Source organism: Salinivibrio sp. VYel1 (assembly GCF_009377945.1).
GTDB classification, from domain to species: Bacteria; Pseudomonadota; Gammaproteobacteria; order Enterobacterales; family Vibrionaceae; genus Salinivibrio; species Salinivibrio siamensis.
In genome coordinates this window covers 39084-56814 of the sequence record NZ_RSAM01000019.1, presented here as the reverse complement: position 1 = coordinate 56814, position 17731 = coordinate 39084, and the positions used below count along the sequence as shown (strand labels likewise).

Genomic DNA, 17731 nt, shown 5'->3' with positions numbered 1-17731 from the left:
CCGAACTCAGTAGTGAAACGAAGCAGCGCCGATGGTAGTGTGGGGTCTCCCCATGTGAGAGTAGGACATCGCCAGGCTTTGATTACAATTGATTAAAGCCAAGAGATATAAGTCTTTAGTCATACAGAATTGGTGCGGAGTGGTAGTTCAGTTGGTTAGAATACCGGCCTGTCACGCCGGGGGTCGCGGGTTCGAGTCCCGTCCACTCCGCCACTACTTAGAAACCCTAGCTGAGAAGCTGGGGTTTTTTGTTATTGAGTCGTTGGGGTGATTTGCTTTATAAATAAGCGATTAAACGTCTGAAGAGTAATTGGTGGTGGTAATTTGTCGCGGGATCGCTACAATAGGCACCTATATACAGGGGTATAGCTCCAATTGGCAGAGCAGCGGATTCCAAATCCGCGTGTTGGGGGTTCGAATCCCTCTACCCCTGCCAAATACCAAAGCATCGACATTGTCGGTGCTTTTTTGTATGTGAATCATCAAGCTTCTCGTAATCCGATTAAGGGTAGATGTGAACATGCAAACTACAAAAGGCGTGTTGGGTACTGGGTCGCCAGCCCGGTTGAATCCCTCTACCCCTGCCAAATACCAAAGCATCGGCATCGTCGGTGCTTTTTTTGTATGTGAATCATCAAGCTTCTCGTAAGCCGATTAAGGGTAGATGTGAACATGCAATCTACACAAAAGCGTGTTGGGGGCTGGGTCGCCAGCCCGGTCGAATCCCTCTACCCCTGCCAAACATCAAAGCATCGACATTGTCGGTGCTTTTTTTGTATGTGACTCATTATGCTTCTAGCACCCCTAACCCTCTTCCCTTTTTCTTCCTCCTGTTTCTTGTTCACATGTCGCGGTATGATGACTTTTTACCAATCGAAAGGAGCACCCTGTGGTAAGCATATTGTGGGTAGGACTTGGTGGCGCATTAGGGGCGTCTTCGCGTTTTTTAGTTTCAGAGTGGAGCGTCGCGGTGTTTGGTCGAGGATTTCCCTACGGCACCCTAATGGTTAATGTGCTGGGATCATTAGCGATGGGTGTCTTTTTAGCGGCGATGAGCCAAGAACTGATTGCCCCAGTGCCTTGGCGTCAACTGATTGCGATTGGCTTTTTGGGCGCGTTCACCACCTTCTCGACCTTTTCAGTGGATACCTTGCTTCTTTTTCAACATGGTGAGACGGTGAAAGCCTTGTTAAACGTGGGTCTCAACCTTGCGTTGTGCTTAGGAGCGGCCGCGATGGGGGCTTGGTTGCTAGGACGCATTACTGGGTAGGTAAAAACATGCCATTACGTCGCTTGTTGTTGCGGCGGTGATTTCTTATACTGGCGTTGAACTTGTCGGAGTGCCAATTGGCTGAGACCACGTTAAGTGGGATCCGTTGAACCTGATCTGGTTAGTACCAGCGAAGGGAACAAGAGATGCATCAGATCACAGACCGTACGCGTCTGCCAGTTTGCTCACATCTCAATTCAGCGTTTTCCGGCAAGCATTAATTCCCATAATGAACACCGGAGTAATGCTATGTCGACCCGTAAACAGGCCCGTCTTGAGGCCAAATCTTTTATCGATTCCCTCTCTGCGCAAACCTACCCCAACTCGGAAAAAGTCTATGTCGAGGGATCGCGACCCGATATTCGCGTAGGGATGCGAGAAATCCATTTGTCTCCGACCTTTGTGGGTGGCAGTAAAGATAATCCGCAGTACGAAGCCAATGAATCCATTCGGGTTTATGACACATCAGGGCCTTATACTGACCCACAGAGTGCTATCGATATTTACCAAGGCTTAGCGCCAGTGCGCAAAGCCTGGATTGATGAGCGTGCCGATACAGAGTTTCTTGATGCAGTGAGCTCAGACTATGCGCAGACCCGCCTTAGTGATGAAACCTTAGATGATCTTCGCTTTAGTGCCTTACCGTCTATCCGTCGGGCAAAACCTAACCAATGTGTGACCCAACTTCACTACGCACGCCAAGGCATTATCACCCCAGAGATGGAATTTATCGCTATCCGGGAAAATATGGGACGTCAGCAGTATCGTGAAGAGCAGCTAAACCGCCAGCACCCAGGAGAAAGCTTTGGCGCGCATTTACCCTCAAACATCACTCCCGAATTTGTGCGCCAAGAAGTTGCTGAAGGGCGTGCGATTATTCCGGCCAACATTAACCACCCAGAAGCGGAGCCGATGATTATTGGGCGTAACTTTCTGGTGAAAGTGAATGCCAATATTGGTAACTCGGCGGTGAGCTCCTCCATTGAAGAAGAAACCGAAAAGTTGGTGTGGGCGACCCGTTGGGGCGCGGATACGGTGATGGATTTATCGACCGGACGCAATATCCACGAAACCCGCGAGTGGATTTTACGTAATAGCCCAGTCCCGATTGGCACCGTGCCTATGTATCAGGCGCTTGAGAAAGTGAATGGCATTGCCGAAGACCTGACTTGGGAAGTGATGCGCGATACCTTGATAGAGCAAGCCGAGCAAGGGGTCGACTACTTTACCATTCACGCTGGGGTGCGTTTGCACTATGTGCCCATGACTGCCAATCGCGTGACTGGGATTGTCTCGCGTGGTGGGTCGATTATCGCCAAATGGTGCTTGGCGCATCATCAAGAAAGCTTCCTCTATACCCATTTTCGTGAAATCTGCGAGATTTGTGCTGCCTATGATGTATCGCTGTCATTAGGCGATGGGTTACGTCCCGGCTCAGTAGCTGACGCGAACGACGAAGCCCAGTTCAGTGAGTTACGTACCCTGGGCGAGCTAACCAAGGTGGCATGGGAATACGATGTGCAGGTGATGATTGAAGGCCCCGGCCATGTGCCCATGCACATGATCAAAGAGAATATGGACGAGCAGCTCACCCATTGCCACGAAGCGCCCTTTTATACTTTAGGCCCGCTGACTACCGATATTGCGCCTGGTTACGACCACATCACCTCCGGGATTGGTGCGGCGATGATTGGCTGGTTTGGGTGTGCGATGCTTTGCTATGTCACGCCCAAAGAACATCTGGGTCTGCCCAATAAAGAGGATGTTAAAACTGGGCTTATCACTTACAAGTTGTGTGCGCACGCCGCCGACTTAGCCAAAGGACATCCGGGCGCGCAGGTGCGAGATAACGCCATTTCCAAAGCGCGCTTTGAATTTCGCTGGGAAGATCAGTTTAACCTTGCATTAGATCCAGTGACGGCGCGTGCTTATCACGATGAAACACTGCCTCAAGAGTCGGGCAAGGTCGCGCATTTTTGCTCCATGTGTGGGCCAAAATTCTGCTCTATGAAGATCAGCCAAGAAGTCCGCGATTATGCCAAAGAAAATGGCTATGCCGCTGCGGGCGAAGCGATTGATGTCACCATGCTGGAAGACCCGTTAGCAGGCATGCAGCAAAAATCGCAAGAGTTTCGAGCAAAGGGCAGTGAGCTCTACCTGCAAAAATCCCATCATTCGTCACAACAAGGCGCTGAGGTAGCGGACAGCGATAAGGTGGAGTCATGAGCCTGACCCCGTTTGCATCTATGTCTGAAGGTATAGGCCCATTATATCCGGTGGTAGACGATGTGGACTTGCTCGAACGCTTGCTTTGCTTGGGGGTGAAAACCGTGCAACTGCGTGTGAAGCAGCCGGGACATCCCCAATTGGCAGACTGGGTACAGCGTGCGGTGGCGTTGGGCCGCGCGCACTATGCCCAGGTGTTTATCAACGATCACTGGCAGCTTGCGCTTGAAGCTGGCGCCTATGGCGTTCATCTGGGCCAGCAAGACATACAAGAGGCGGATCTTGACCGGCTCGCACGACAAGGCGTGCGCCTTGGCGTATCGACACGCAGTCCCGAACAACTTGCTGCAGCGATTGCGCTCTCGCCCAGTTATCTTGCCATCGGCCATATTTTTCCCACTACCACCAAACAGCTCGCCGAGCCGCCGCAAGGCATTTCTGCGTTAGCGCAGCAGGTGGCGACTGTGGATGGCCGCTTCCCGACGGTGGCGATTGGCGGTATTGATCTCAACCGAGCCCCTGACGTTTGGCGCACTGGCGTGGACGCCATTGCGGTGGTCCGTGCCGTGACGCAAGCGCCTGATTTAGCGGCGCGCATTGACGCATTTGACCGCTGTCTTAATCCATCCAGACAACAAGGAGGGCGTGATGCTATCGGACAGTGAATACCTGCGTTATAGCCGGCAAATCATGCTGCCAGAAGTTGGAGAGTGCGGGCAGCAGGCACTTAGCAAGGCGCGTGTGTTAATGGTCGGTGCCGGTGGGCTTGGAACCACCGCGGGCCTCTATCTTGCAGGCGCTGGCGTGGGTCAGTTAGCGATTGCTGACTCGGACCACATTGAGCTATCTAACTTGGCGCGTCAGGTGGCGTATCGGGAGGCGCAAATCGGCACCGATAAAGCCGCGTCGCTAGCCGCTAACTTGGTCGCGCTGAATCCACATTGCCAGTGCCGAGCCATCAATGCCTATCTAGAAGGTGAGCGTCTGGCGCTCGAAGTAGCGATGGCGGATGTGGTCCTTGATTGCAGTGATAATCTCGCCACTCGCCATGCAGTCAATCAAGCCTGTGTAGAGGCTGGTACGCCGTTGGTGAGCGCAGCGGCGATCGGTTGGCAAGGCCAGTTATTGGTTTATCAACCGCATAGCGCATGTTATGCGTGCGCCTTCGCAGACGTGACGCTTTCTGAACCCACACGCTGTGCAGAATCCGGGGTAATGGGACCTGTGGTCGGCATGATGGCCACCGCGCAAGCGCTGGAAGGAATAAAGCTGTTATTAGGGCAGGCGGTCGGGACCAATCGCTTGTCACGACTGGATGGACAAACCATGACATGGCAGCACTTTTCGCTGCCCGTGGATCCGCATTGTGCGGTTTGTCAGCCTAAGCGGGAGGTAAGCGATGCAGTTAACCATTAATGACACGCCGACAGAGGTCAATGCCACGACCGTCGCGCAATTGATTGAGGAGATGAAGGTGCCAGCCGAGTCGGTCGCAGTGGCGCTAAATCAGACCATTATTGCGCGTGATGCTTGGTCATCCACGTCACTTACCGCTGGCGATAGCTTGGCGGTCTTTCAAGCGATTGCCGGAGGATAATCATGTTAACCATTGCGGATACGACGTTTTCATCTCGACTGTTAACCGGCACCGGCAAGTTTGCTAGTCGCAAGACCATGGCCGAGTCACTGGCGGCCAGTGGTACTGAACTGGTCACCATGGCGCTAAAGCGAGTCGATGTCCATGCCATACAAGATGATATTTTAACCCCGCTGCGCGAGCTCGGTGTGCACCTGCTGCCCAATACCTCGGGGGCGAAGAATGCGCAAGAAGCGGTCTTTGCCGCGCGTCTTGCTCGAGAAGCATTGGGAACGCACTGGGTGAAGTTGGAAATTCACCCCGACTCCAAATATTTGATGCCTGACCCGATTGAAACCCTTCAAGCGGCGAAAACCCTTGTGGATGAGGGGTTTGCGGTGCTGCCGTATTGCCATGCTGACCCTGTGCTGTGTAAGCGTTTAGAAGAGGTGGGGTGCGCGGCGGTGATGCCTCTTGGGTCACCGATTGGCTCCAACCAAGGACTGGCCTCAATGGCGTTTCTCGACATCATTATCGAGCAAGCCCGTGTGCCGGTGATCATTGATGCTGGCATTGGCGCACCGTCAGATGCGGCGTTAGCGATGGAGCGCGGCGCTGATGCCGTCTTGGTGAACACCGCGATTGCCACCGCTGGCGATCCGATTGCCATGGGCGCGGCGTTCAAACAAGCGGTTGAAGCCGGACGATGTGCGTATCGCGCTGGGCTGGCGGGCACACAAAATCACGCCCACGCTTCTAGCCCCTTAACCGCGTTTCTTGACGCTAAGGAGGCGTGATGAGTTTTTCTGAGCGGTGGGCGGCACTCGATTGGGATCATCATCGGCTTTCGATTTACAGCAAAACGCGTCAAGATGTTGAGCGGGCGTTGGCCAAGTCATCGCGTAATTTGGACGACTTCGCCGCCCTGATCAGCCCTGCCGCTGAAGGATATCTCGAGGTCATGGCTCAGCAATCTGCGGCGCTGACGCGGCAGCGGTTTGGCTACACCATGGGGTTTTACATTCCGCTGTATCTCTCCAATTTGTGCGCCAACGTGTGTACTTATTGCGGTTTTTCGATGGAAAACCGAATCAAACGGCGCACGCTGGATGAAGCCGAGATCGCCGCCGAGTGTGAAGCGATCAAAAAAATGGGCTTTGACAGTGTGCTCTTGGTGACCGGTGAGCATGAAACCAAGGTAGGGCTCGAGTATTTTCTCCGCGCCTTACCGGTGGTGAAGCAATACTTTCATCATGTGGCGATGGAGGTGCAGCCGCTAGATACCGAGGCGTATCGCGCCTTGGTGGCACAAGGTGTGGATGCGGTGATGGTGTACCAAGAAACCTACCACGCTCCAACCTATGGGGAACACCACAAGCGCGGGAATAAAACCGACTTTCACTACCGGTTGCAAACCCCAGATAGGTTGGCACAAGCAGGGGTCGATAAGATCGGCTTGGGCGCCTTGATTGGCCTAGAGGACTGGCGTACCGACAGCTTTTTTACCGCCCAGCATCTGCATTATTTGGAAAAGCAATACTGGCAAAGCCGCTATTCGCTATCTTTTCCGCGCTTACGTCCTTGCGCGGGCGCGCTGCAGCCGAAATCGGTGATGACGGATAAGCAGCTGGTTCAGCTGATTTGTGCCTATCGGTTGTGGAATCCGCAGGTGGAGCTGTCGCTATCGACACGTGAGTCACCGCACTTTCGCGACAATGTGTTACCGCTTGGGGTCACGAGCTTATCCGCGGCGTCAAAAACCCAACCGGGCGGCTACGCGAACCCGGAGCCACAATTGGAGCAGTTTGCTATCAGTGATGAGCGCAGCGCGGCAGAGGTAGCCGCCAGCGTTCGTGCGCTCGGTTTTGAGGTGGTGTGGAAAGATTGGGATAACATCTACGATATCGCGCGTCAGGCGCAAATGGCTTCACAAACGGCAGCGGGTTAGCGACAATGCGGGCATGAAACGTATTACTGTATATGTAGGTCCGCGCTGTCCTCACTGTGAGGCGGCCAAAGCTTACTTGGATAAAAAAGGGCTGCGTTATCGTGTTGTCGATACGGCCACGCCCAAAGGCAAGAAGCTGCTGGCGGCAACTGGCTCGCGGGGTGTCCCGGTGATTTGCATTGGCGATACGACTTTGCGCGGCTTTTCTCCCAAAGCGGTCGAGAAAGCCCTGAAAGGGGAATAAAAAAAGCGTCCAATCGGACGCTTTTTGTTTTTCATACTCGGTGAAGACGCGACTTAACGACTTAACGGCGCGGTCGCTTGTTTTAACCAAGCTTGGTCTTGATCATCGAGGTGGGGACTGATTTCATCCCACACGGTTTGATGATAGCGATTCCACCACTGGATTTCCGCCTCGCTGAGTAAGCTCACATCGACCAAACGACGATCGATCGGTGCACGCGTGAGTGAGGCAAACCCGAGCATCGTCATGTCGCCCTCGGTGGGCTTTTCTTCAATCAACTCGAGGTTTTCAATCCGGATCCCAAACGCGTCGGCGCGATAGTAGCCCGGCTCGTTTGATACCACCATGCCCGGCAATAGCGCGACGCTATTGGGCGCTTTGGAAATGCGCTGCGGGCCTTCGTGCACGTCCAAGAAATGCCCGACACCGTGACCGGTGCCATGGTCAAAATCATAGCCGTGTTGCCACAAATACTGGCGTGCTAAGGCATCAAGCTGGCTGCCTGAGGTGCCTTTCGGGAACAGCGCGGTCGCTAACGCAATATGCCCTTTAAGCACCAGCGTGAAGGCCTTTTTGATCTCAGCGCTGCACTCGCCCACTGGCACGGTACGGGTGATGTCGGTGGTGCCGTCATAGTATTGACCGCCTGAGTCGACCAAGTAGACGTTGTTGCTCTCAATCACGCTCGGTTTGGGCTGATTGTTGTGGTTATAGTGACACATGGCCGCATTGCCACCGGCGGCGGAAATGGTATCAAAGCTTAAGTCGACCAGTTGATCGTCTTGTTGGCGGAATTGATACAGGGTGTCTGCGAGCACGGCTTCATCAGGGCGTTCACCGGCGTCGACTTGACGGTCAAACCAGGCCAAAAAGCGAGTCACGGCAACACCATCGCGCACGTGACAGGCACGCATACCGGCGATTTCTTGCGGGTTCTTGGCCGCTTTTTCAAGCGCACATGGGTCTTGCGCTTCCACCACAGTGACTTGCGCTTGTTGGAGGGTGTCCAGTGTCCACGCATTGGCACCGTTTGGGTCGACCAATACACGTTGACCGCTCAGCGCTTGCAGGGCATCAACCAGACTATCAGGGTGCGCGACGCTCACGCCTTGGCCTACGTGAGCAGCAAAGCCTTCGGGGAGACGGTCAGGGTCGATAAACACCGTCACGTCACCGGATTGCTTGATAATCGCTTGGGTCAGTACCACGGGCAAACGTGGGATATCGCGACCACGGATATTGAGCAGCCAACAGACGGCATCGGGTTGAGTGAGTACCGCGGCATCAAGATTCTGATCGGCTAACTGCTGGCCAATGGTTTGACGCTTATCCAAGCTGGCGCGGCCGGTTTTCTCTTCACCCAGTAAAATAGCAGGGCTATTAAGCGGGGCGGGGCGATCGTCCCACAAGCTTTCAATCGGGTTTTGCTCCACACTCACCAGTGTCAAAGCCCCATCCAACGCGCGTTGAGTGCGTTTGTACCAAGCAGCGCTATGCATGCGAGCGTCGATAGCCAGCTTGGCACCTTTTGGCAATTGTTGCTGGGCCCATTGTACCGGTGGCTCATCAATCAGGTGGCAGTAGTCAAACAAGCCGGCGGGGACTTGCTTACGGACTTGAACCACATAGCGGCCATCAACAAAAATTGCTGCCTTGTCGCGGGTGATCACCGCAGCGCCTGCTGAGCCGGTAAAGCCGGTCGCCCAGTGAAGGCGTTCGTTGTGCTCAGGCACATACTCACCGAGGTATTCGTCTTCATGGGGGATGAGTAGGGCGTCATAATCGTGTTGAGCCAGCCAGTGTCTTAGCTGCTCAATACGCTTGGTAAGGGTCGCGTCCATTATTCTTCCTTCTTTGTATGGGGTGAACTTGCCATGTTCGGCCACGCGTAAAAAACCAGTGGGTTAGACCCTAGCGCGATTGGCGATAGGCTACAATTTTGCTGGGCTAAATTGCTGACAGCGTGAAATAATCAAGGCTTTCAGCCATTGGTGCCCCGGGTCATTTTCTTGATTTTGATGCCAAAACAAGGTGTACGCCATCGGCGGTATTGGCGTCGGTAACGGCCTTACCACCAAATTGAGCGACGCGGCAATATAATGCGCAAACTGGCTTGGTGAAGTAAACACCAGGTCGGTATAGGTACACAGGCTCGCCGCACTGTTGAAATCTGGCACGTACATGGCAATGTCACGCTCAATATTACGCTCTGCCAGTTTATAGTCCAACAGCCAGCGGTCATTCCCATCACACTTCACCTGTACATGTCGCAGTCCAAGGTAACGCGCTTCATCCCATGGACCCTTGAGTGCCGGGTGATCAGCGCGCATCAATACACACTGGTGATCTTGGCAAAGCTCTTGGTAGCGTACGCCTTTGGGCGGCATCATGGTCAGCATGGCATCGGCGGGATTTAAATCTTTACCGGTAATGCCAAAGTCGATATTGCCTCGCGCAAGCCCATCAAAGGTGGTTTGATCCCAAGCGGCGGTATTAAGGGTGATAGCTGGGGCCGCTTCTAGCATATCGCCAATAAACTGTGGCAGTAGCAATGGATAGGCGCTCTCGACGAGGGCAAAGCGAAAACAGCGATCGCTTAAGTGCGGCTGAAAGTGATCCGGCTCGGTCATCGCCGCAACATCATTGAGTAAAGCGCGTAATTTGGCCTGTAAGGCTTGCGCTCGAACGGTGGGTTTGAGCCCGTGGGCCGCTCGCGTAAAAAGCGGGTCGTTAAATTGCGCTCTAAGTCGGGCTAAGTTTTTACTCACTGCCGATTGGCTTAAATGCAGCCGTTTTGCCGCGCCCGTGACATTACACTCTTCCAACAATACATGTAAGCACACCAATAAATTAAGGTCGGTGCGCTGCAGCTGGTCCAAATCCATTACAGGTATTCTCCTTGGGAATAACTGCTTTTACTATAAACCATTATGGTTCATATCCTGAAGCCACTATACTGCGTGCCTGTATAGAGGAGTAACCAATGTCACACACTGATTCACCGACATCGAATCGCTTACTGGTCGCCTTAATGGTGTTACTGGTGCTGTTTAGCCCGATGGCGATTGATATTTATTTACCGGCGTTGCCGCATATGGCGGGAGACTTTAACGTTAACCCGACGCTGGTACAGGATACCATCACTTGGTTTATGTTTAGCTTAGGCTTAGGTCAGCTGTTCGCTGGCCCGTTGGCTGATCGCTTTGGTCGCAAACCTGTAGCCGTCATTGGCATACTGCTCTATGGACTGAGCTCTTTGATGGCGTGGCTCGCCACCTCGATGGATATGATGCTGGTGGCGCGTTTGCTACAAGGTTTTGGCGCGTGCGCGACTTCCGTGTGTGCATTTGCAGCGGTGCGTGACAGATTCGGTGCAGAGCGCAGCGGCCACATGATTAGCTATCTTAATGGCGCGATTTGCTTTGTTCCTGCCTTGGCGCCGCTATTGGGGAGCTGGCTTACCCAAGTCTTTGACTGGCGCGCTAACTTCACCTTTATGCTCGGTTATGCGGTATTAGGGTTGGTATTAGTGATGGTCTTTTTGCCCGAGACACGCCCTGCGCACACGGACACTTCGGGTCGCCTATTTAGCGTACGCCGTTATTGGCAAGTGCTACGTGTACCAACATTTACCTACCACATCATCCTTTGCATGCTGGCTATGGCGGTGATCTTAGCGTATGTCACCTCCGCGCCTGTATTGCTGATGGATAGGTACGGTATTTCCATGAACAGTTTCACTTTTTGGTTTGGTGCCAACGCGGCATTAAACATTGCCGCGGCGATGCTAGCACCACGCTACATGCAAAAATTTGGTAGCCGCCGTGCGCTCAATATTGGCTTGATGATGCTGGTAGGCTCGGGTGGGCTGATGCTGGCATTAAGCTCTATTGCGACGCCTTGGGCCTTTATGTTGCCGATTTTTACCTCGTCATTTGGCTTTGCTTGGGTGTTAGGCGCGTCAGCCGGCGCCGCTTTAGCCCCATTTTCTGACCGTGCTGGCACAGCGGCAGCCTTATTGGGATTGTTCCAAATGAGTGGTGCAGGGCTTTTGGTCAGCTTAACCCAGCGCTTGGGGTTATCGGCCAGCGATCTGATGACCGTACATATGTGGCTCTTGTTGCCTGGCCTCGTGATTTTGTGGTCCCCAGTTGGGAAGCAATGGCATGCAGCAACGGTAAAACAGTAAGAAAATCAATAAAAACAACGTCTCAGTTGGCAAAGTATAATAAGACGTGAAAAACGCAGGGGTCTCGACAACCCATCATCCCTTTTCGCTGGCTTCGGCCAGCGTTTTTTTATTTTGCTAAAAGTGCGTGGTTCGGAGTATATTTACTAAGCAAATCGAATTAACGCTCATTCCTTTTCGTTTTTATCTCAAAGGTCAGTTACACACTATGTCATTATCGACAATCGAAATGGCGCGCGTCCTCGAACAACTTGAGGAATCGCCAGAAAAAATCATGTTTGGCAAATTACTGCAAGAATTAGGTAGCCAAAGTGAAGAGCGTGTACGCAGTGCTGCACGTCAAGTGCCACTGAAATACTTGCGTGAACTGGTTTACCAATTTAATTCTGTGATTGAAGAGCGCCGTTCTGAGCGCATTGAAGAAATCACCCAAGGCTTACTGCAAGATGGTCTTTCTGCTGACGAGCTCTATCAGTACATGACACAGCGTAAAGTTGGCTAACCCCTAGTCCACACTGTGTGATTGTGGCGCCCATAAGGTGACGCCACTGAGCTTTACATGAATGACTATGACGACGCACTGGCAGCGGACGGTTTGTCACGCTTGCCTGTGCGCTGTTGAATTAATAATCCCACCACAATACACATCAAACCAATTAAAGTGCTTAGATGAATGGTCTCACCAATAATGGTGGCGAGTAATAGCAGTGAAATAAACGGTGATATAAATATCAGATTACTGATCCGAGAGGTATTCTGAGTATATTTCATCGCGCTCAGCCACAGCATAAATGTCACGCCCATTTCAAAAAGACCAACGTAACTCACGGCGAGCCACCCTTGCCATGGAATGCCTTGCCACGATGCGGTTAGCCCCGCCAAAGTAAGAGAAATGGGTAGCGAAAGGACAAAGCTTAATAATATCCCGACTACAGGATCGGCAGCGTTTTTAGTATTTAATATCCAGTAGCCTGCCCATAGTAGTGTCGATAATAATGCCAACCCAATCCCCAATGGGCTATCAAATTGCAGCGAAAATAGTTGTCCCTTGGTGGCAATAATTACCACGCCGAAATACCCCAATGCCGCAGCAATCCAATCTTGACGACGAATCGTCTGCCCTAAGAAAAGCGCTGCCATCAACGTTAAGGTAATGGCCCAGCTGTAATTTAAAGGCTGCGCTAATGAGGCAGGTAATAGATCGTACGCCTTAAATAGGACTAAGTAATAAATCAGTGGATTGACGAGTCCTAATACAAGGTAGTAACCCGGTCGCGCGCGAAAGGTTGGCCAGATGGCGCCCAACTTGCCTTGGAGCGTAGCAATGGCGAGTAGGATCACCACAGAGACGACACTGGCGGCGGCCAGCATCTGTATGGGCGACATATAGCGTAGCGTTATCTTAAATGCGGTGGCGACGGTCGACCAAAGTAAGACGGCTGATAGGGCGAATATCAGCGCCTTGCGTTCATCATGCATGCTGCGTCCTTGCGATTATGCCAGTGTTTTTAGGCAGTCTACGGGATCCCGTGTCTCTGAGATAGACTGGACATTTATCCAGTGTGCGATTAGCCTTTGCTGACATAACTGACTGTAAAATAGAGACCTCGCTATGCTGGATGGCTTGTCGTTAACCTCATTGCATTTTATTGCGTTTTTACTCGGGGCGGGCGGTACCTGTGTGCTCGGTTATGCGGTGCATCGACGCGTGCTCGCGCAATACCAACATTGGTATCAGGCGCAGCAAGATCAGCAGCAAATAGCCTTTGAGGCACAACGCGAACACTGGCAACAACAACAGGCACATCAACAGCAAGAGCTGGATAACCTGGATGTTGAGCGCGACCGCTTGAGTCAAGAGCTACGCCACTATTACGGCAAGCTCACGTCGGCAGCTGAAAAATTGCGACAGTTGGAGCAGCTGCGGCAACATAACCAAAGTTTGGAGCAAAAACTTGATAGCTTGCGGGATGAAAAGGCCGAATTACTGGCTGAGCTTCGTGAAGTGAAAGCGAGCGCAGAACAACAATTACACGCCGCGCAAGAAAAACAAGCATTGCTCGAAAATGCAGAGGAACGCTTACGCGCCCAATTCGAACAGCTTGCCAATCAAGTGTTTGAACAAAAAGTTCACTCCGTCGATGAGCAAAATAAAATGAGTCTCGAGACATTACTTGGGCCGCTGAAATCGCAACTGGAAGGGTTTAAAAAGCAAGTGACTGACAGTTTTGGCGAACAAGCCAAAGAGCGTCATACCCTGATTCATGAAATCAAAAATCTGCAGCAATTAAACGCAGATATGACCCGCGAAGCCCATAACCTGACCCAAGCCCTTAAAGGGGATAACAAACAGCAAGGCAACTGGGGCGAAGTGGTATTGGCGCGTGTGTTAGAAGAATCTGGCTTGCGTGAAGGACACGAATACCATACTCAAGTGAACCTTGAGAATGAGCAAGGCAAACGCTATCAACCAGACGTGATTGTCAAACTGCCGCAAGACAAAGATGTGGTGATCGATGCCAAGATGGCATTGGTGGCCTACGAGCGTTATTACAATGCGGAGTCCATTGTTGAGCAAGATGCGGCTTTGAAAGAGCATGTGCAAGCGATCCGTGCCCACATCCGTGGCCTTGGACGCAAAGACTATCACCAATTGCATGGCGTGAAGACGCTGGATTATGTGTTGATGTTTATCCCTGTGGAGCCTGCCTTCCAAATTGCCATTGAAGCCGATCCGAGTCTGATTCGTGAGGCGATGGATAACAATATTATGTTAGTCAGCCCCACCACCTTGCTGGTGGCGTTACGTACCATCAATAACCTTTGGCGCTACGAATACCAAAACCAGAACGCCAAACAGATTGCAGAGAAAGCCAGTAAGCTCTACGACAAGGTGCGTTTATTTGTCAGCGACATGGAAGGGTTGGGGAGCGCATTGGGTAAAGCGAACGACAGTTATCATGGCGCGATGAATAAGCTCAGCCAAGGTCGAGGCAATATTCTTCGCCAAGCCGAGGGCTTTAAAGCCCTTGGCGTCGAGGTAAAGCGCGATATCAGTCCAGCACTTGCGAATGCGGCATTAACTTCTTTTTCTCCCCAAGGCGCAGACGAAGACGATCCGGTGTCTGACATTTCGTCTGTGAACAAATAGAAGAAACTTGGTCCCGCGCTTGGAGTCCGGATGGGCGATAAAGTAAACTAGGGCCAACACGTTAGGGGATTAACATGACAGATAAACAAACGCATCAGGACCAAGAGACCATCGACTTTGGCTTTCAGCAAGTTAAACGCCAAGAAAAAGAAAGCATGGTAGCCAATGTATTTCACTCGGTGGCCGCAAAATATGATCTGATGAACGACGTCATGTCGATGGGCATCCATCGGATATGGAAGCGTTTTACCATTGACTGCAGTGGCGTGCGCGCAGGGCAGAAAGTCCTCGACTTAGCCGGAGGAACGGGCGATCTGACCGCCAAATTCTCGCGTCTGGTCGGCGAGAGCGGTGAAGTGGTACTCGCCGATATCAATAATTCCATGCTGAAAGTGGGCCGAGACAAACTGCGTGATAAAGGCATTGTAGGCAATGTCAGTTACGTACAAGCGAACGCAGAAGCGTTGCCATTTCCCGATGATCACTTTGACTGTATCACCATCGCGTTTGGCCTGCGCAATGTCACCGATAAAGATGCGGCCTTGCGTTCGATGTTCCGTGTGCTCAAACCGGGGGGACGTCTGTTGGTGTTGGAGTTTTCCAAACCAGTCGTCGCGCCGCTTTCCAAAGTGTATGACGCCTACTCATTCCACGTCTTGCCGAAAATGGGCCAGCTTATTGTCAACGATCCAGATAGCTACCGCTACTTGGCCGAGTCGATTCGCATGCACCCTGATCAAGAAACATTAAAAGGAATGATGGAACAAGCCGGGTTTGAACAAACCAGCTACTACAACCTGACGGGTGGGATCGTGGCGCTGCACCGTGGATATAAATTCTAAGGAGCCAACATGGCACTTGATTCACTGTTGTGCGCGGCCCTGGAAACAGCGCTCAATGCTGTGATTGCTAAAGACGCCGACAGCCAGCGTCGCCTTGCTCGGCTAAAAGGGCGTTGTATCGGAGTCACTCTACAAGAGCTTGATCGCCAACTGATTTTTGTCTTCGGCCAACGTATTGATGTACTTAGCCATTACGAAGGTGAATGCGACGCGGCGCTATCGTTGTCACTGTCAGCACTGCCACAGCTACAGCAAAAAGCAAACTTAACCGCCTTAATCAAAGCGGATAAACTCACGCTGGAGGGGGATATCGATGTCGCCCAGCAGTTTTCTCAGTTGCTCAGTGGTATCGAACTAGACGTGGCAGAGTGGCTGGCACCTTACACCGGCGATGTGATTGCGCATACGGTGGTGAGTCAGGCGCAGCAGCGCTGGCAGCAATTGCAGCAATTGGCTCAACGGCAACAGCGCTATGCAGGAGAGGTGATTACGGAAGAATGGCGCTTAGCGCCTGGGCCATTAGAAGTGGCGTCATACAGTGACCAAGTGGACGAGCTGCGCAGCGATGTCGCGCGGTTGGAAGCCAGGTTTAAGCAGTTGGTAGAACGGGTGGAGTCTGCATGACACTCAATGAAATTCGTCGCTTGTATTTTATCATCCGTACCTTACTGCTTTATGGTGTGGATGCTTTACTCCCCAAACAACCCTTAACACGGCTGGCGCACCTTGGCCGCCAATCATTGTTTTGGCTGAAGAATCAGCACCCAGATAAGCCTGTAGGGGAGCGACTGCGTTTGGCGCTGCAAAGCTTGGGCCCGGTATGGGTGAAGCTTGGACAAATGATGTCGACGCGTCGTGATCTATTCCCCGCCGATATCGCCAACGAGCTGGCACAGTTGCAAGATAAAGTCGCACCCTTTGATGGCCACAAAGCCAAAGCGCAAATCGAAGCCTCGTTAGGCGGCCCGTTAGAAACCTGGTTTAGCGACTTTGACCCCCATCCACTCGCCTCTGCGTCGATCGCGCAAGTGCACACCGCTACGCTCAAATCGAATGGGCGTGAAGTGGTGCTGAAGGTGATCCGCCCCGATATTTTGCCAGTGATCCAAGCTGACTTGCGCTTGATGTATCGTGTGGCACGGCTGGTGGCGCGTTTTCTGCCTGATGCGCGTCGCTTAAAACCGGTCGAAGTGATCCGCGAGTACGAAAAAACCTTGCTCGATGAGCTGGATTTGATGCGTGAAGCGGCCAATACCATTCAGCTGCGCCGTAATTTTGAAAACGACCCGGCGCTGTATGTGCCCGAAGTGTTCAGTGACTACTGCCGCAAAGACGTGATGGTGTCTGAGCGAATCTATGGCATTCAAGTGTCGGATATCGAGGCGCTGGAAGCCAATGGCACTGACATGAAATTGCTGGCCGAGCGTGGGGTTGAGGTCTTCTTTACCCAGGTATTCCGAGACAGCTTTTTCCATGCGGATATGCATCCAGGCAATGTCTTTGTTTCCTACGAGCACCCGCATGATCCGCAGTGGATTGGGCTTGATTGCGGGATTGTCGGCACCCTTAATCGCGACGATAAACGCTATTTGGCAGAAAACTTTATCGCCTTTTTTAACCGCGATTACCGTAAAGTGGCGGAGCTGCATGTTGACTCTGGCTGGGTGCCGCACGACACCAACGTGGATGATTTTGAGTTTGCCATTCGCACCGTGTGTGAGCCCATTTTCGAAAAGCCATTGTGCGAAATCTCGTTCGGTAATGTTTTATTAAACCTATTTAACACCGCGCGCCGGTTTAATATGGAAGTGCAGCCACAGCTGGTGTTGTTGCAAAAAACCTTGCTCTACATTGAAGGGCTTGGGCGTCAGCTCTATCCGCAACTAGATTTGTGGACCACGGCGAAGCCATTTTTAGAGTCGTGGATGAAACAGCAAGTGGGGCCGCAAGCTGTCTGGGCGGCGGTGCGTGAAAAGGCACCGTTTTGGGCGGAAAAACTCCCCGAGATCCCAGAACTGGTGTACGACGGCTTACGGCAAGGTCGTCAGGTCAATCAGCGTTTAGAAGCCTATTATCACGGTTACTTGCAGACCAAACAGCGTCACTCGCGCGCCACTTATATGCTCGGGATTGGTGCGACGTTACTGCTGACGGCGACCATTTTGTTTGCCAACCGAGTCGAGACCTTACCGAGTGTCGCCGCTGCAGGTGCGGTTATCTTTTGGTTGTGGGGCTGGCGACTTTGTAATAAAACCTGTAATAAATAGCAGTTACACTGCTGCGCA

17 protein-coding genes, 2 tRNA genes and 1 riboswitch are annotated in these 17731 nt (G+C 52.3%); of the genes, 16 read left to right on the top strand and 3 right to left on the bottom strand.

Going from position 1 to position 17731, the window contains the following annotated elements:
- Nucleotides 1–136 precede the first annotated feature (136 nt).
- From EHW58_RS15085 to EHW58_RS15040, 10 genes are all read left to right on the top strand, one after another.
- Nucleotides 137–213, top strand: a tRNA-Asp gene (locus EHW58_RS15085).
- Between the two features lie 146 nt (nt 214–359).
- Nucleotides 360–436, top strand: a tRNA-Trp gene (locus EHW58_RS15080).
- A 453-nt stretch (nt 437–889) separates the two neighbouring features.
- Nucleotides 890–1270, top strand: a complete 381-nt coding sequence (crcB, locus tag EHW58_RS15075; RefSeq protein WP_069586806.1) for a fluoride efflux transporter CrcB — start codon at nt 890–892, stop codon at nt 1268–1270.
- A gap of 56 nt (nt 1271–1326) precedes the next feature.
- Nucleotides 1327–1426: riboswitch (TPP riboswitch) on the top strand.
- Between the two features lie 93 nt (nt 1427–1519).
- On the top strand, nt 1520–3496 hold the full coding sequence (thiC, locus tag EHW58_RS15070) for a phosphomethylpyrimidine synthase ThiC (RefSeq protein WP_152797244.1): 1977 nt from the start codon (nt 1520–1522) through the stop codon (nt 3494–3496).
- Complete coding sequence (thiE, locus tag EHW58_RS15065) at nt 3493–4161, top strand: thiamine phosphate synthase (protein ID WP_152797242.1); 669 nt, start codon at nt 3493–3495, stop codon at nt 4159–4161. Before thiC ends, thiE begins: the two co-directional genes overlap by 4 nt.
- Nucleotides 4145–4912 (top strand): HesA/MoeB/ThiF family protein, encoded by a 768-nt coding sequence (locus EHW58_RS15060; protein ID WP_152797241.1) that lies wholly within the window; start codon nt 4145–4147, stop codon nt 4910–4912. Before thiE ends, EHW58_RS15060 begins: the two co-directional genes overlap by 17 nt.
- Nucleotides 4896–5093 (top strand): sulfur carrier protein ThiS, encoded by a 198-nt coding sequence (gene thiS / locus EHW58_RS15055; RefSeq protein WP_046074603.1) that lies wholly within the window; start codon nt 4896–4898, stop codon nt 5091–5093. The genes EHW58_RS15060 and thiS overlap by 17 nt, the downstream gene beginning before the upstream one ends.
- 2 nt (nt 5094–5095) lie before the next feature.
- Entirely contained in the window at nt 5096–5869 is a 774-nt protein-coding gene (locus tag EHW58_RS15050; RefSeq protein WP_152797239.1) for a thiazole synthase, read from the top strand.
- A complete protein-coding gene (thiH, locus tag EHW58_RS15045) occupies nt 5869–7020 on the top strand; it encodes a 2-iminoacetate synthase ThiH (protein ID WP_152797237.1) in 1152 nt (383 codons plus the stop codon). The genes EHW58_RS15050 and thiH overlap by 1 nt, the downstream gene beginning before the upstream one ends.
- A gap of 13 nt (nt 7021–7033) precedes the next feature.
- Nucleotides 7034–7264: a glutaredoxin family protein gene (locus tag EHW58_RS15040; RefSeq protein ID WP_069361819.1), complete on the top strand. Its 231-nt coding sequence runs from the start codon at nt 7034–7036 to the stop codon at nt 7262–7264.
- Nucleotides 7265–7317: 53 nt separating this feature from the next.
- On the opposite strand, the gene EHW58_RS15035 is transcribed toward EHW58_RS15040, so the two are convergent.
- Both EHW58_RS15035 and EHW58_RS15030 read right to left on the bottom strand, forming a co-directional pair.
- A complete protein-coding gene (locus tag EHW58_RS15035; protein ID WP_152797235.1) occupies nt 7318–9105 on the bottom strand; it encodes an aminopeptidase P family protein in 1788 nt (595 codons plus the stop codon).
- Between the two features lie 90 nt (nt 9106–9195).
- Nucleotides 9196–10149, bottom strand: a complete 954-nt coding sequence (locus EHW58_RS15030) for a LysR family transcriptional regulator (protein ID WP_152797233.1) — start codon at nt 10147–10149, stop codon at nt 9196–9198.
- A 98-nt stretch (nt 10150–10247) separates the two neighbouring features.
- Between EHW58_RS15030 and EHW58_RS15025 the strand changes: the two genes are divergently transcribed.
- Together EHW58_RS15025 and EHW58_RS15020 are read left to right on the top strand one after the other, a co-directional pair.
- On the top strand, nt 10248–11453 hold the full coding sequence (locus EHW58_RS15025; RefSeq protein ID WP_077479574.1) for a multidrug effflux MFS transporter: 1206 nt from the start codon (nt 10248–10250) through the stop codon (nt 11451–11453).
- Between the two features lie 208 nt (nt 11454–11661).
- Nucleotides 11662–11955, top strand: a complete 294-nt coding sequence (locus EHW58_RS15020) for a hypothetical protein (RefSeq protein ID WP_069588237.1) — start codon at nt 11662–11664, stop codon at nt 11953–11955.
- 65 nt (nt 11956–12020) lie between these two features.
- On the opposite strand, the gene EHW58_RS15015 is transcribed toward EHW58_RS15020, so the two are convergent.
- Nucleotides 12021–12932 (bottom strand): DMT family transporter, encoded by a 912-nt coding sequence (locus EHW58_RS15015; protein WP_077479573.1) that lies wholly within the window; start codon nt 12930–12932, stop codon nt 12021–12023.
- Between the two features lie 133 nt (nt 12933–13065).
- Here EHW58_RS15015 and rmuC point away from each other — a divergent pair, with 133 nt between their 5' ends.
- From rmuC to ubiB, 4 genes are all read left to right on the top strand, one after another.
- Nucleotides 13066–14604 carry a DNA recombination protein RmuC gene (rmuC, locus tag EHW58_RS15010; protein WP_077479572.1) on the top strand — a complete coding sequence of 513 codons (1539 nt, stop codon included), beginning with the start codon at nt 13066–13068 and terminating at the stop codon, nt 14602–14604.
- Between the two features lie 74 nt (nt 14605–14678).
- Nucleotides 14679–15446 (top strand): bifunctional demethylmenaquinone methyltransferase/2-methoxy-6-polyprenyl-1,4-benzoquinol methylase UbiE, encoded by a 768-nt coding sequence (gene ubiE / locus EHW58_RS15005; RefSeq protein ID WP_152797231.1) that lies wholly within the window; start codon nt 14679–14681, stop codon nt 15444–15446.
- Nucleotides 15447–15455: 9 nt separating this feature from the next.
- Complete coding sequence (locus EHW58_RS15000; RefSeq protein WP_077578165.1) at nt 15456–16070, top strand: SCP2 domain-containing protein; 615 nt, start codon at nt 15456–15458, stop codon at nt 16068–16070.
- Nucleotides 16067–17713: a ubiquinone biosynthesis regulatory protein kinase UbiB gene (ubiB, locus tag EHW58_RS14995; RefSeq protein WP_046074592.1), complete on the top strand. Its 1647-nt coding sequence runs from the start codon at nt 16067–16069 to the stop codon at nt 17711–17713. The genes EHW58_RS15000 and ubiB overlap by 4 nt, the downstream gene beginning before the upstream one ends.
- The last annotated feature ends 18 nt before the right edge of the window (nt 17714–17731 follow it).